This window comes from Poseidonibacter ostreae (genome assembly GCF_009208075.1).
In the GTDB taxonomy this organism is placed as follows: Bacteria; Campylobacterota; Campylobacteria; order Campylobacterales; family Arcobacteraceae; genus Poseidonibacter; species Poseidonibacter ostreae.
This window is the reverse complement of sequence record NZ_WFKJ01000057.1, coordinates 1-14,483: the sequence shown is the minus strand read 5'-3', so window position 1 is coordinate 14,483 and position 14,483 is coordinate 1. Positions and strand designations below refer to the sequence as shown.

General features: G+C 27.1%; 13 protein-coding genes. 4 read left to right on the top strand and 9 right to left on the bottom strand.

Annotation, left to right across the window (positions count from 1 at the left end; translation table 11 throughout):
* Positions 1-482 (top strand): transglycosylase SLT domain-containing protein (locus GBG18_RS13685; protein WP_152191943.1); only part of this gene is annotated, 482 nt, incomplete at its 5' end.
* A gap of 2 nt (positions 483-484) precedes the next feature.
* Here the strand turns inward: GBG18_RS13685 and GBG18_RS13680 are convergent.
* The 4 genes from GBG18_RS13680 to GBG18_RS13665 all read right to left on the bottom strand — a co-directional run bounded on the left by GBG18_RS13680 (position 485) and on the right by GBG18_RS13665 (position 6,020).
* Complete coding sequence (locus GBG18_RS13680; protein WP_152191941.1) at positions 485-970, bottom strand: helix-hairpin-helix domain-containing protein; 486 nt, start codon at positions 968-970, stop codon at positions 485-487.
* Positions 967-2,076: an OmpA family protein gene (locus GBG18_RS13675; protein WP_152191939.1), complete on the bottom strand. Its 1,110-nt coding sequence runs from the start codon at positions 2,074-2,076 to the stop codon at positions 967-969. The genes GBG18_RS13680 and GBG18_RS13675 overlap by 4 nt, the downstream gene beginning before the upstream one ends.
* Before the next feature lie 225 nt (positions 2,077-2,301).
* The gene (locus tag GBG18_RS13670) at positions 2,302-5,712 is read right to left on the bottom strand and encodes a transporter substrate-binding domain-containing protein (protein WP_152191937.1); all 3,411 of its coding nucleotides are present in this window, start codon (positions 5,710-5,712) and stop codon (positions 2,302-2,304) included.
* Positions 5,713-5,768: 56 nt separating this feature from the next.
* The gene (locus tag GBG18_RS13665; protein ID WP_152191935.1) at positions 5,769-6,020 is read right to left on the bottom strand and encodes a hypothetical protein; all 252 of its coding nucleotides are present in this window, start codon (positions 6,018-6,020) and stop codon (positions 5,769-5,771) included.
* Between the two features lie 114 nt (positions 6,021-6,134).
* Between GBG18_RS13665 and GBG18_RS13660 the strand changes: the two genes are divergently transcribed.
* Both GBG18_RS13660 and GBG18_RS13655 read left to right on the top strand, forming a co-directional pair.
* Positions 6,135-6,617: a cytochrome c family protein gene (locus GBG18_RS13660; RefSeq protein ID WP_152191933.1), complete on the top strand. Its 483-nt coding sequence runs from the start codon at positions 6,135-6,137 to the stop codon at positions 6,615-6,617.
* Positions 6,618-6,624: 7 nt separating this feature from the next.
* Positions 6,625-6,993: a hypothetical protein gene (locus tag GBG18_RS13655; RefSeq protein WP_152191931.1), complete on the top strand. Its 369-nt coding sequence runs from the start codon at positions 6,625-6,627 to the stop codon at positions 6,991-6,993.
* A 248-nt stretch (positions 6,994-7,241) separates the two neighbouring features.
* On the opposite strand, the gene GBG18_RS13650 is transcribed toward GBG18_RS13655, so the two are convergent.
* The 3 genes from GBG18_RS13650 to purB are packed head-to-tail and all read right to left on the bottom strand — an operon-like array spanning position 7,242 to position 12,071.
* A complete protein-coding gene (locus GBG18_RS13650) occupies positions 7,242-8,261 on the bottom strand; it encodes a ribonucleotide-diphosphate reductase subunit beta (protein WP_152191929.1) in 1,020 nt (339 codons plus the stop codon).
* A gap of 52 nt (positions 8,262-8,313) precedes the next feature.
* A complete protein-coding gene (locus tag GBG18_RS13645; protein WP_152191928.1) occupies positions 8,314-10,698 on the bottom strand; it encodes a ribonucleoside-diphosphate reductase subunit alpha in 2,385 nt (794 codons plus the stop codon).
* 44 nt (positions 10,699-10,742) lie between these two features.
* Positions 10,743-12,071, bottom strand: a complete 1,329-nt coding sequence (gene purB / locus GBG18_RS13640) for an adenylosuccinate lyase (protein WP_152191926.1) — start codon at positions 12,069-12,071, stop codon at positions 10,743-10,745.
* A gap of 280 nt (positions 12,072-12,351) precedes the next feature.
* On the opposite strand from purB, the gene GBG18_RS13635 reads away from it, so the two are divergent.
* On the top strand, positions 12,352-13,128 hold the full coding sequence (locus GBG18_RS13635) for an RluA family pseudouridine synthase (protein ID WP_226896388.1): 777 nt from the start codon (positions 12,352-12,354) through the stop codon (positions 13,126-13,128).
* Here GBG18_RS13635 and GBG18_RS13630 read toward each other — a convergent pair.
* Complete coding sequence (locus GBG18_RS13630; protein ID WP_152191922.1) at positions 13,106-13,516, bottom strand: YqaA family protein; 411 nt, start codon at positions 13,514-13,516, stop codon at positions 13,106-13,108. The two genes, GBG18_RS13635 and GBG18_RS13630, sit on opposite strands and share 23 nt — an antisense overlap.
* Positions 13,517-14,483, bottom strand: a 967-nt coding sequence (locus GBG18_RS13625) for a DMT family transporter (protein ID WP_308418459.1), incomplete at its 5' end; no start/stop codon positions are given.

Here is a 14,483-nt window from a genome sequence, read left to right as displayed (position 1 = left end):
CATTATTAGTAATGTTGTTTATTACAAATATTTTTGCATCAAACTTTAACGCAACAAAATTAACATCAGATGAAATAAAAACACTAAAAGAAATAAAAAAACAGGGTCAGAAATACGGTTTAAGTTATTCTCTAATGGCAATAGCTGTTAAAGAATCATCAATTGGAAAATACCTTGTAAATGTAGATAGTAAAGATTATGGTTTGTATCAAGCTAATATAAAAACTGTCCTAAGTAGACAAAATGCAAAAAATACATCTTGGAATAGAAATAAATATGCTATGAGATTAATATCTGATTTCAAATTCGCTACTAAAAATGCTATTGCTGAGTTAAACTATTGGAAAAAAGTTCATAAAAACGATTGGAAAAAAATTTGGAGTAGTTATAATGGCGGATGGAAATATAATAGTAAAAGAGCTAGAAAGTATTCAAGAGATATTGCAATTATTATTAAAAGACTTAAAAGAGTAAACGTTTAGTTTTAACTAACGTTTACTTCGCCACTTTCAATTTTCTGACTATAAACAGTCTCTTTACCTGATTCTAAAATCTTCGCTTGCTCAATCCATTGGTTCTTTTTAGCAGTTCCAGGTAATGATAAAAACTCTTCAATCCAATCACAATTTTTATTAGACCAAGCTGCTATTTGATTAAAGTGAAAGATACCTAACTTATTTAAATCTTTCTCAACTTTTAAATCAATACCTTTAATTTTTATTAGTTTATCTTTTCCTGATGGTCTAGGCGAGCTTAAAATTAACGGTTTGTTATCTACACTAGAATTCTTTCTAAAAATTGGATTAACACTTGTTTTTGATTTACTATCTACTTTACTATCTATATTATTAGGATTCTTTGAAGGATTATAAGTATTCCTACTATTTTTTCCTATTAAGTACCCAATAATCATACCAATAATTGCTGCAATTAATAAATTTACAACTATCAGCGAAGCTGTTTCAATCATTTTATCTCTCCCACTATAAACTCTACTCTTCTGTTAACTTCTGATAAACCTTGTGCATCATCTTTAGCAATAGGGAAGTCTTCACCATATCCTATTGCTTTCATACGCTTAGAATCCACACCAAGCTCAGCTAATGCATTTTTAACACTGTTGGCTCTATCTTGTGATATTCTTTTATTTAAAGAAGCTCTACCTCTAGAATCTGTATGTCCTGCAACCTCTACAGTTAGTCTACTATCATCTAACAAAATAGTTGCAATTTTTTTCACTGTTTCTTGTGATTCATCAGTTATATTTGTACTTCTTCTTTTAAATGTTATTTTATTATTTGATGTTAAATCATTTATACTATCTTGTGCATCTTGCACAAATTTTGATTTAGCTTCAATAACTTCTTTTTTAGGAGTAATATTTTCAAGTTTATTTAACTTATTTTCAGATTCACTTGTAAGCTCTTTTTCAACAACTGCACTAGTCTTTTTAAAATCATCAATAATTTTCTCTGTCTTAGATTTAATAGGTTCTTTAATATTAGAAATAATATCAAGATTACTTTTTGCAATTATAGAATCTAATAAGGGTTTAAAGTTTGAATCTTTTAACTCTCCATTTAATAAAACTTTTCCATTTTCAATAGATAATTTCGAGCCATCAGTAAAAAACTCTTTAAAAGAATCCATAAGTAATGATAATTTGTTTAATAAAACAACATCTATTACTCTATTTTCTTCAAATAAATATTCACCATTTCTATTAATGTTTAATAAATCAACAATACTTTTAGCCTGTGTTGCATCTTTAAAAGTTCCATTCATTAAAACTATACCATTATCTTTTAATAGTTCTAAAGCAATACTTTCTTTATTTTGTCCTAATTTATCATCTTTATCTAAACCTAAATTCTTTAAAATAGAAGATTTTAATTCATTTACTTTTAATACTACTAAATCAGCATATTCTCCAAACATTGAATCTTCACTACTAAAACTTGTAGCTTGATTCTCACTTTTACTTAATATAGTTTTATAGTTAAATGTAGAAACAGTGTAAGCTATTAAAATTATTAAAGCTATTAATAAAAAGAAAATTTTTTTCCCTAATGACATTTTAATTCCTAATGTATTTTATAATTTTTTGGATTATATCTTATTATTGAAAAATAATTGATTATACATATAGTGATAATTAAAATATATGTAATATATAACTATAATTCTAGCTTTTTTATATAAATAAAACAAGCTAAAATCATTAACATTTATAAGATATAGATTAATTTATAAAATTACCAGTCTTAATTAATATTGATAAAAAACTTAAAAGAAAGTCCCTTAAAGAGGAATTTTTAAAGTAACTTTTGTACATTTTTCATAAGTATTGAAACTACAATTCTCAATATTAATAGAACCACTCATACTATCTGACAAAATTTTATGAGTCATATATAAACCTAAACCCGTACCTTGCGATTTATGCTTTGTAGTAAAATATGGTTCAAATACTTTTTTGATTATCTTTTCATCAATTCCACCACCATTATCAATAATTTCAATAACAGCATACTTACTACTTTTATATGATTTGATATGTATATATCTATGCTCTTCATCAATATTTTTTAAGGCATCTTTTGAATTTGATAAAATATTTAGTAAGGCTTGATTTAACTCATTTTCATAACTATTTACAATTATTCCTTCTAAGTCATTTTCTACAGTAATAAAACTATTAGTAAAAGAACCTTTCATTAAAGTAAGAACTTTTTCTATACTATTTAAAATATTAAACTCTTTTTTTAACTTATCTTCTTTTATATAGTTTTGGAAATCGTCAATAGTTTGAGATAAAAATTTTGTAGTTTCTGTAATATTATCTAAAGACTCAATAAAAGTCTTATCAGTTAATTGATCATACTCTTTTTGTAATTTTAAACCTGAAGATATAGTAGAAATACTACTTAAAGGCTGTCTCCATTGATGTGCAATATTTCCTATCATTTCACCTAAACTTGCCATTTTAGATTGTTGTAACATTAAATCTTCTTTATTTTTTATATCTGTAAGATCAATCATTGAAATAATATGCGATGGTAGATTATCAAACTCTGCTGCTTCACCTTTTAATAAAACAGGAATAAGATTATTCGTTTTTGAAATTGCATTTAATTCAGAAGAATCAGAAGAAATTAAAACATCACATAAGTTTGAACTATCTTCTGTTTGAAATATTTCTGAAACTTCTTTATAAATTAATTCGTCTTTGGAATTGTATTTAAGTATTTTAATTGCTTCATCATTAATATATGAAATTTTTTTATCTCTAATTATTAAAATACCTGCAATATTTAATTCAATTAAAGTCTTAAAGTTATTTAGAGATTTCTCTGTCTCTTTTTTTGCTAATTCTAGTCTCTTTTGATACTGTAATAACTGCCTATTTCTATAAACTACAAAAAATAAAATTATCACAAAAACAGCGGCAACTTTTAATAAAAGAGAATAATCATACGGTTCTTCATAATTAGCATTTATCCATTCCTTATAAATCTCTTCTCTTTCTTTATAAGTCATACGATTTAAAACTTTATTTATAATAGATTGTAAAATCGTATAATCATCTCTAAGCATAAATCTTAAGTCAAAATCAATACCAGTTTGTCCAGTAATTTTTATATTTGTATAACCTAAGTTTTTGATATTATAAGTAAGAACTGGCATAATATCAACATATGCATAAGCTTTATTATTTGATAAATACTCCAATCCTTCTTTAGGATCATTTACAAAGACAAAATTCATATTAGGATATTTTTCTTCAAGTAATTTATGTGCAGAATAATTTTTTCCTACAGCAATTTTTTTATCTAATAACTCTGATGCATTTTTAATAAAATTTTTATCTTGTAAAGTTGCAATACCTAAGGGAGATTTTAAATATATATCTGAAAATATAGAATAATTTAAACGTTCTTTTGTTTTAGAAGTACCAACTACAACATCACTTTCTTTTTCTTTTATACTATCAATAGATTCAATAAATGTTTTTTTAGGTAAAAACTCTGTTTGAAGTTTTGCTTTATCCACAATATATTTCCAAAAATCAATTGATATTCCTTTCATATTATCATTATTATCAATAAAATTATAAGGAGCCCAAGTTTTAGTCGAAGTTACTTTTATCTTAGTATTTTTAATAAAATATTTTTCTTCACTTGTAAAGTCAATATTTTTTGTAATATTTATCCATTTTTCTTCTAAAGCCTTTATTTCATCTCTAGTAACACTACTCATAGCTTTTTGAAGAATTGCATGTAAAGTTTTTAAGTTTTCATTAACACCAACAAAAAGTTTTTCATCAAAGTTTTTTATTGATATATCAGATACAATTTTTAAATCTTCATAATAATTCTTATTAATATAATAGCTTGCTAAAAACTTATTTTGTATTGTTGCATCTACAAAATTATCTTTAATAGCATCAAAAATATCTTTTAAGTTTTCAAATTCAATGATATTTGCATCTGGATAAGCTTCTTGGTATTTCTTTGTGGAATTCCAATCTTTTATCATTGCAATTTTTTTACCTACTAAATCATCACTATTAATAATATCTGTTCTTGATTTTTTAGTTATTATAGATAAGGTTTGAGATAAATAAGATTGAGTAAAATCCATAATATCTTCTCTTTTTTTATTATAACTTACTACTGGCAAGATATCTATTTTACCATTTTTAAAATCACTATAAAGTATTGACCACTGATCAGTAATAAAAAGTGGTTCTATATTTAATTTTTTAAAAACCAATTTCATATAATCAACTACATATCCTTTTGCAACACCTTTTTCATTATAGTCATAAGGAATCCAATCTAATTCATTTGCAATTATTACTGTTTTGTTTTTATTTATATATTCTAATTCTTTAGAAGATAAATTTAGATTATTTGGTTTTTTTTCTTTATTTTCTTTATTTTCAAGCCATTTTGAAGTGATTTTATTTTTTTCTTCCACAGTGATTAAATCAAGACTTTTTTGAATAATATTTCGAAGAAGTGGTTTATCATCTCTTGTTGCCATATATAAAAGGCTCCAATTATTCCCTAAATGAAATTTTGCTTGAAGTCCTGTTACAGAGTATCTTTTTATGTGATAATTCATTAAAGCAATATTTGCAACAGTAAAATCTGCTTTGTTTGTAACAACTGCATCCATAGCTTCTAAGATATTATTTACATAATATAATTTTACACTTGGGTACTCTTTTTTGAAAACTTCTTCTTGAATATAATTTTTAACAACTGATACAGTTTTTCCCTTTATATCATCAATAGTATTTATATTCTTGTTATTTTCATTTGCAAATAAGTAATCTCTTGTAGTAACATAATTTTTAGTAAATAATAAATACTCTTCTCTTGTATCACTTTTTGATAAGCATGGCAGCATATCAATTTCTTTATTTTTAGTTTTTAATAGTAGATTTTCCCATGTGTCAGTAATATATTCAAACTTTAGACCACTTTTCTTTTCAATTAAATCTAGATGATCTTTTGCAAAACCTTTATACTCGCCATTTTCTACAAAATCAAATGGTGGCCAATCAGTCTCTGCTCCAACTTTGATAATTGGATTATTTTTTATAAAATTTTCTTCTTCATTTGTTAAGTGAGTATGTATAGGATTATTGTGTGCGATAACATAAGTAAATAAAAATAATGAAAGTAAGAGTCTTTTTAACATGATAATGCCCACCTTATTTTCTTATTATAGCTAAAAACATAATTTTACTCTAATTATTATGATAATAAATCTATCCAAAAGTATTTAATATTATTTTTTATATCAATTGCTTTCCATCCGTACGATAAAGAATGATATTGTAATTTATCATCAATAATTTTAAAAGCCATCTCTTTATCTGATTGAACTCCTAAGACTTGTGTAAAATTTATATATCCATAGTTATCTTCTAAATCTAATTCATAAGAAAACTCTTCTAAATCCTCAAACTGTTTTGTTATAAAATCTTCAATTTTTTCTTTTAGCATAATATTTATCCTTTGGATTTTCACGATATTGTACAATATTTGTATTATATTAAATTAAAAAGAACTCTTTTAAAATAAATTTTTTTTTGATAGAATTTAATAAAAGGAAATATTATGAAATCTATAATTTTAGCTTGCCTGATTCTAAGTTCTGTTTTCGCTTCACCACCTGAAGAGTTTGATAGAGATAAATACGAAATAGGGGAACAAGTATTTGATAATAAATGTAGTTCTTGCCATGTAAAATCAATGGATATACAAGTTTTAATGAGTAATTTTATTGAACATGATAATAAAGTTTTAAATCTTTTAGCACCAACAGGAAATGAAATATCATTTAGATTAAAAAGCCAAATTGGTAGTAAAGATGATATAGAATTCCAAATAGATGAAGTAACTGATTTTGTAAAAGATTATCTAATTAATCCAGATAAGGCTAAAACTGTTTGTCTTGAGGGTGTTGTAAAACACTTTGATACAATGCCTAGTATGGAAGGAAAAGTTACTGAACAAGAAATGGAAGATGTTACATTTTTCTTATATTTCCTAGAGGGTTGGAATGGAATCAACAAATATTATGAAAAAGATGAGTTTTAAAAGATAAATGATTAAAAAACTTTTATTAATCATATCAATAACATTTGTAAGCACTATACTTGCGAATGAAGTTAAAGTTGTAAATGTAAGTGCAAAATGTAGTGTTGATAAAATATGTACGTTTAACGTAACATTAGAGCATGAAGACACAGGTTGGAAACATTATGCAAATAAATGGGAGATTTATACTCCTAAGGGAAAACTATTAGCTACGAGGACTTTATATCATCCTCATGTAAAGGAACAACCTTTTACAAGAAGTTTATCAGGAGTTAAAATACCAAAAGAATTAGATAAAGTGATTGTTAAAGGTCATGATTTAGTTCATGGGTATTCTGATAATATATTTGTTTATGAATTTAATAAAAAAGATTAAAAAGGATTTTACATTAGAGAAGAACTAATAAAAAAAGGGCTTTTAGTAGGCTTGTTATTACTAATCCTACTTGTATATACTTTACTTAGATAAAAATAAAAAGTTAAAAAATAAAAAACTGTAATATTATTTTTAACAGGTATTTTAGTCAAGGTCAAGGAGGAGTAGTTTTTTTGCGAAGGAGCTTACATCAGGTAAGTGACTGAGTAAATAAACTGCTCCAACACAGAGATTGTTTAAAAGACCTATTAAAAATCGTCGAAGTCTATTGAACCTTTTGAATAATTAACAACATTCCCTTCAAAGAAGTTTGTTCTTTGGTCATTAAATGATGCATAACCATCAACCCAAGGAATAGGGTGTTTTACATTATATTCTGGTTTATATCCAACTGCATCTAATCTTTTATCTGCAAGGTATTGAATATATTGTTTAATAATTCCATCTGTAAATCCTAAGATTTGTCCTTGAGTGATATATGAACCCCAAGAAGATTCTAATTCAACAGCTTTTCTAAACATTACCCTAACTTTTTCTTCTAATTGTGGTGTAAATAAATCAGGTCTTTCTTTTCTTACAGAATTAATCATATTTTGGAATAATAAAAGGTGTGTAACTTCATCTCTTTGAATGAATCTAATCATTTGTGAAGAACCTAACATTTTTCCTGATTTTCCAAGTGCATACATTGCAGCAAAACCTGCATAAAAATATAAACCTTCTAAAATTTGGTTTGCAAAAAGTGCAAGAACAATCTTTTCATCTGTAATATCACCTGCAAGGTTTTTATATACATCTGCAATATAATTATTCTTCTCTCTTAACTGTGCATCATTTTTCCACATATCATAAATCTCATCTGTATTATCAGAAATAGATTCAACCATAACGGCATAAGATTTAGAGTGATTTGCTTCTTCATATGATTGTCTAGAAAGACAAGCATTTACTTCAGGAGCAGTAATATATGGATTTATATTATCCATCAAGTTGTTTGTTTGTAGTGAATCCATAAAAATTAATTGTGATAATACTAAATCATACATTCTTTTTTCAGGTGCTGTTAAAAACTTATAGTCTTTTGCATCTCCTGTCATTTGTACTTCTTTAGGGAACCAAGTATTTCCCTCCATAGTATCCCAAAGATTAAGTGCCCATTGGTACTTCATCTTTGTGAAATTTATCATACCATCACTATTTCCGCCAAAAATTCTTCTATCATTTAAATTTTCTTTTGAATCTGGGTTATATATTACTTTTCTGTCCATGGGTGCCTCTATATTTTATTCAATTTTTTTATTAAGTATGAAATAGCTTGTCTTATTGACAACCTGAACATTCCATACTTCTATCTTCTACATCATTACTAGCTTCTGGTGATTGAGATCTTAAGTAATAAGTAGATTTTAATCCTAATTTCCAAGCAAGAGTATAAATCTCATGTAAATATTTACCACTAGCTTTATCTAAGCTCATGAAAATATTTGTACTTTGACCTTGGTCTATCCATTTTTGTCTAATTGCAGCTGCTTTAATTACTTGTAATTGATCAATTTCAAAAGCAGGTGTATAATAAGACCATGTTTCTGGATTTAATTTTGGAACAACAACTGGAATTAAACCTGATAAGTTTTCTTCAAACCATTTTCTTTTATATACAGGTTCAATCGCTTGTGTAGTACCTACTAAAATAGAAATTGATGATGTAGGAGCTACTGCCATTAGGTAACCATTTCGCATACCATTTGTTTTAACTTCTTCTCTTAATACATCCCAATCATAAGCAGCATCAAATAAGTCTTTATCTACAAGTGCATTAACTGCTTGAGGTGCGTGGTCATGTGGCATAATACCCTGACTCCATTTAGAACCCTCAAATGTTGGATAAACACCTTTTTCAACACCTAATTTAGATGAAGAAGAGATTGCATTATATGAAATTGCTTCCATTATAGAATCTATCTTTTTAAAGTGATCAGCAGATCCCCAAGCTAATTTGTGCTCAGCTAACATTTCAGCCTCACCCATAACTCCTAAACCAATTGATCTAGATTTTAAATTAGTTGCTTTTACTTTTCTTAATGGATAGAAGTTTAAATCAATTACATTATCTAACATTCTAATAGCAATTGGAACTACTCTTTCAATATCTTCTTTTTTATTAATTCTAGAAAGGTTTACAGATGCTAAGTTACATACTGCCGTATCTCCATCTATTTTTTGTTTTTCAACAATAAATACTTTTTTACCATTAATAGAATCAAGTGCCGTTACTTTATTTGCTTTCTTTTCAATTCCACCGTCAACTATTACTAAATCATGCTCTTCATAAGTTGAAATTGAACCATCATTAAATTCTAACTTGATTTTATAATGGTTAGGATTTGTATTTTGGAAAATTTCAGTACAAAGGTTTGAAGATCTAATATGTCCAACGTGTGAGTTTGGATTTGCTCTATTTGCATTATCTTTAAAACAAAGGAAAGGTGAACCAGATTCAAAGTAAGATGTTAAAATCTTTTTCCATAAATCTTTAGCTTTCATTCTATCTTTTGTAATAGTTTCATCTTTTTCATAAGCTTCATATCTAGCTCTAAATGCATCACCGTGAAGTTCAGATAAATCTTTTACTTCATATGGATCAAATAAAGTCCAATAAGAATCTTCTAAAACTCTTTCCATGAAAAGGTCAGTAATCCATAAAGAAGGGAATAAATCATGTGCTCTTCTTCTTTCTTCTCCAGAGTTTTTCTTTAAGTCAATAAAATCTACAATATCCATATGCCAAGGTTCTAAATAAACTGCAATTGCACCTTTTCTAGTACCTAATTGGTCAACTGCTAAAGCTACATCATTCGTGATTTTTAAGAATGGAACAGTTCCACCAGCAGCACTCTTATGGTCATCAATAACACCACCTAAAGCTCTAACTTGGTTCCAATCCCAACCAATACCACCACCATATTTAGATAATAGTGCCATTTCATGATATGCATCAAAAATACCTTCAATATTATCTGGCGTTGAACCAATATAACAAGAAGAAAGTTGATGTCTATTTGTTCTTGCATTTGATAATGTAGGAGTTGCTAGCATAACTTCAAACTTAGAAACTACATCATAGAACTCTTTTGCTCTTTGTTGTTTGTTTTCTTCATCTTGTGCAAGGAAAATAGCAATTGCCATAAACATTTGCTGTGGTAATTCAATTGGATTACCATCTTTATTTTTAATTAAATATCTATCATATAAAGTTTTTACACCAAGATAATTAAATAAATAATCTCGTTCAGGTTTAATATAATTATTTAAATCATCTAAATCAAAACCTTCCCCTAAATTTGGAAGTATTCGTCCTGCATCTTTACCATATTGAAGGTACTCTTTAAAGTGACAATAAGGCTCCCCTTTAATACCATGTGTAGCTTTTCCTACTTTGTGATATAAATCGAAGATAAAAAGTCTTGCTGCTGTGAATGTCCAATTTGGAACATCAATATCAATTTTTTCAACTGCTGTTTTAATAAGTGCATCTTGAATATCAGAAGAACTCATCCCATCAATAAATTTGATTTGAGAGTCAAGTTCTAATTCACTTTGTGATACACCATCTAAGCCTTCAGTAGCTTCAATAGTCATTTTTTGAATTTTTGTAATATCTAAAACTTCTTTACGACCATTTCTTTTTTGAATCATAATTGCCATATTTAATTACCTTTATATTTTCTTATGTTTTCTTATTTTTAAATCTACTTGAATACTCTTTTGAAAATTGCACTAACATTTTTTGTGTAATATTCAAAATTAAAACATTCTCTAATTTGTTTTTCAGATAATGAGTTAGCTAGCTCTTCATCAGCTAGTAAATATTGTAAGTATAAAGACTCACCTTTATCATTTGTTGAAGGTTTTCCTTGTTGAATTTCTTGCCAAACTTTCATTGCATTTCTTTGAACAATTCTATAAGCATCTTCTCTTGAAACACCTTGAAGTGGAAGTTCAAGTAATACTCTTTGAGAAAATACTAGTCCACCTGTTAAGTTTAAGTTTTTCATCATATTTTCAGGCATTACTGTTAAGTTTGCGATTACATTGTTCATTCTATGAAGCATAAAATCAGATGTAATAAATGCATCTGGTAACCAGAATCTTTCACTTGAAGAGTGAGAAATATCTCTTTCATGCCATAAAGCAACATTTTCCATAGCTGGTGCTGCATGTGCTCTAATTGAACGTGCAAGTCCTGTAATATTTTCAGTTAAAATAGGGTTTCTTTTATGAGGCATAGCAGAAGAACCTTTTTGACCTTTTGCAAAGAATTCTTCACATTCGTAAACTTCAGTTCTTTGTAAATGTCTAACTTGTACGGCAAACTTTTCAATAGTTGAAGCCATAGTAGCTAATGCCGTTGCAAGTCTTGCATATCTATCTCTATGTACAACTTGATTTGAACATGGTTCTGGTTTTAAACCTAATTCTTTCATTGCGTACTCTTCAAGTTCTAAAGGAGCGTGAGCAAAGTTACCCATAGCACCAGAAATTTGACCAACAGAGATAACTTTTAAAGTCTCTTTTAAATTTTTAAGATGTCTATTCATCTCATCATACCATACTGCTAATGTTAAACCAAAAGTAATAGGCTCACCATGAATACCATGAGATCTACCTACCATTAAAGTATATTTATGCTCTTTAGCTCTTCTTTTAATAGATTTCATAAGCATCTTAACATCTTTGATGATTAGTTTTAAAGAATCTCTCATTTGAATAGCTACACCTGTATCCACTGCATCAGATGAAGTCATTCCATAATGGAACCATCTTGATTCTTTTCCAAGTGATTCTGAAACACTTGTATTAAATGCAATTAAATCATGTTTTGTTACAGCTTCGATTTCTTCTATTCTTTCTACTGAAAAAGTTGCATTTTTTACAATTTTTTTACAATCTTCATCTGGAATTAAACCGATTTTATTCCAAGCTTTTACAGCTGCTTTTTCTACTTCTAACCAAGCTGCATATCTTGCTTGTTGTGTCCATTTTGAACTCATTTCTTCTCTAGCATATCTTTCAACCATCTACAAATCCCTTGTTATCAATGTTTTTATTATTTTATAAAAAATTAGTATTTATTTTAGTATGATATACTATCTAAAATAGATAAAAAACAATATAAAAAACAAGATAAATTTTAACCTATTTCAAAAAAAAACTCAGGAAGCAATATTGCCATTTGTACTAAAAAAAATTAAAGCAATTAAAGACAAAAAACTTAGTCTTTTCTTACTCCAAGATTTAAAAATTAACCACCGAAGTACCCAAAGATACGCGGCTCGGGGAAGAATATTTGACGAAAATATGAAAACTATTAAAGCAAGTGATAAAATCCCTAGTGAATTTATTTACATGGCAGTTTTTGAGGGCATTTCAAGAGGATTAAAGCCTCTAATCGAGTTTAAAGAGTTTGCCATTTTTGATAAACCAACACACCTAATGGTTCATCCCATTTCTAAAAATACTAAATACTCACTTCTTGATGAAATAAGATATCATTTTGGAGAAAATGCTAATTTAATACATAGAATTGATGCAGAAACTTCAGGGCTTGTGATAGTTGGAAAAGATAAAAAAAGTGAAAAAACTTTAAAAGATATGTTTGAAGAAAAAAAGTATCACAAGTCATATTTAGCACTAGTTGAAGGTCATATAAAAGATGAAATTACAATTGATTCAAAATTAGAAAAAGAGGGTCTAAATATTGGTGTTAGAATGAAAGCAGGAGATAATGGAAAAGAGTCTTGCACTATTATAAAACCTATAAAATATAATGAGAAAAACAATACCACATTAATAGAAGCAATTCCTTTAACAGGAAGACAACATCAAATTAGAGTACATTTATACTCAGTAGGTCATAGAATTGTAGGTGATCCTATTTATGGAGTTGATGATGAGATCGCTGAGAATTATTTAAATAAAACATTAGATAAAACTTTAAGAGAAGAGATAACAGGAAGTCATAGGTTATGGCTTCATGCAAACTATTTAGAGTTTACTTTTAAAGATATTACTTATAAAATAAAATCAAAAAACACTGATATTTTTGATTTTTTTAATAAAGAAGTAGAGCAATAAATAAATATCTTGAAAACTTTGCAATTACAACTAGTAAAATAAATAGTTTTAAATTGAACTTCAAAACTCCTGCTATAAAAGTAAGTGGGTCACCAATAATTGGAACCCATGAAAATAGAATACATATAGAACCATATTTATCAAAGTAACTTTTACTTTTTAGTATTGATTTTTCTTTTAATAAGTTTTTCTTAATCAAAAATTCTTCACCTTTTAAACCAAGAAAATAGTTCAAAATTGAGCCTAAAGAATTACCAAGTGTTGCAAAAAAAACAAGAAAATAAATATTATATCCCTCTTTAATATCATAAATTAATAAAGCCTCACTTCCAAAAGGAATAAGCGTAGCTGATATAAAAGCAGATATAAAAAGTACTAAATAAACCATTTATTTTCTATTTATAAACTTTAAAATCTTTTTTAATGGTGTTTCAGAGATAAAAACACCAAATAAAATCGTAATACAAGCAATAAATTCTGTAATTGATAGTTTTTCATCTAAAAGTAAATATGCCAAAATTAGGGTAAATACAGGAATTAAATAAATAAATACAGCTGCTTTTGAAGCCTCTATTTTTGTAAGTGCATAGTTATATAAACCATAACCACCAAGAGTAACCACAACACCTAAATAAACAACACATAAAATTGCATTTGTAGTAAAGTTTAAATCTGTTGTTGTATATTCATAAAGAAAAAATGGAAAAAAGAATATTGTTCCAATGAAAACTTGAATTGCAGTAATAAATAAAGCTGAATACTTTTCAGATAAATATCTAGCAACAATTGTATATCCAGCACCACAAACCATAGCAAGTAATTCGAAAAAATTTCCTAAAATTGGATTAGGTGCACTCACACTAGAAACTGCTTGTAAACTCAACCACACAGCCCCACATAAAGCTATTAAAGAGCCTATTACTAACTGTTTAGAGATAATCTCTTTTAAAAAATATCCAGCAGCTATTGCAGTAATTATAGGCATTAAAGAAGTAATCATTCCAACTTGAGATGCAGTTGTAAGTTGAATTGCTTTTGCTTCAAAAATAAAATATAAGCAAGGTTCAAAAAATGCTAAAAGTATTATATATTTAATATCACTCTTTGAAAAATCGTACTTTATAAAATCTTTTATAAAGTAAACAAAACAAAGTGATGCTAAAAGCATTCGAAGAAATATAACCGTATATGGTTCTAAATCATTAATTGCAGTTTTTAAAGCAATAAAAGAACTTGCCCAAATAAACATTGCAAATACTAAAGATAGTATTCCTATGTAAGAAAAGTTTTTTGTCAATATATATTCTCTCTTTCTTTTAAAAAAGGTATTATACATAGAAATTAAGATAATTATA

Excerpts from the sequence above, each read along its gene's own strand:
- GBG18_RS13680 (WP_152191941.1), bottom strand. The coding sequence starts at position 970 with ATGATTGAAACAGCTTCGCTGATAGTTGTAAATTTATTAATTGCAGCA.
- GBG18_RS13675 (WP_152191939.1), bottom strand. The coding sequence starts at position 2,076 with ATGTCATTAGGGAAAAAAATTTTCTTTTTATTAATAGCTTTAATAATT.
- GBG18_RS13670 (WP_152191937.1), bottom strand. The coding sequence starts at position 5,712 with ATGTTAAAAAGACTCTTACTTTCATTATTTTTATTTACTTATGTTATC.
- GBG18_RS13665 (WP_152191935.1), bottom strand. The coding sequence starts at position 6,020 with ATGCTAAAAGAAAAAATTGAAGATTTTATAACAAAACAGTTTGAGGAT.
- GBG18_RS13660 (WP_152191933.1), top strand. The coding sequence starts at position 6,135 with ATGAAATCTATAATTTTAGCTTGCCTGATTCTAAGTTCTGTTTTCGCT.
- GBG18_RS13655 (WP_152191931.1), top strand. The coding sequence starts at position 6,625 with ATGATTAAAAAACTTTTATTAATCATATCAATAACATTTGTAAGCACT.
- GBG18_RS13650 (WP_152191929.1), bottom strand. The coding sequence starts at position 8,261 with ATGGACAGAAAAGTAATATATAACCCAGATTCAAAAGAAAATTTAAAT.
- GBG18_RS13645 (WP_152191928.1), bottom strand. The coding sequence starts at position 10,698 with ATGGCAATTATGATTCAAAAAAGAAATGGTCGTAAAGAAGTTTTAGAT.
- purB (WP_152191926.1), bottom strand. The coding sequence starts at position 12,071 with ATGGTTGAAAGATATGCTAGAGAAGAAATGAGTTCAAAATGGACACAA.
- GBG18_RS13635 (WP_226896388.1), top strand. The coding sequence starts at position 12,352 with ATGAAAACTATTAAAGCAAGTGATAAAATCCCTAGTGAATTTATTTAC.
- GBG18_RS13630 (WP_152191922.1), bottom strand. The coding sequence starts at position 13,516 with ATGGTTTATTTAGTACTTTTTATATCTGCTTTTATATCAGCTACGCTT.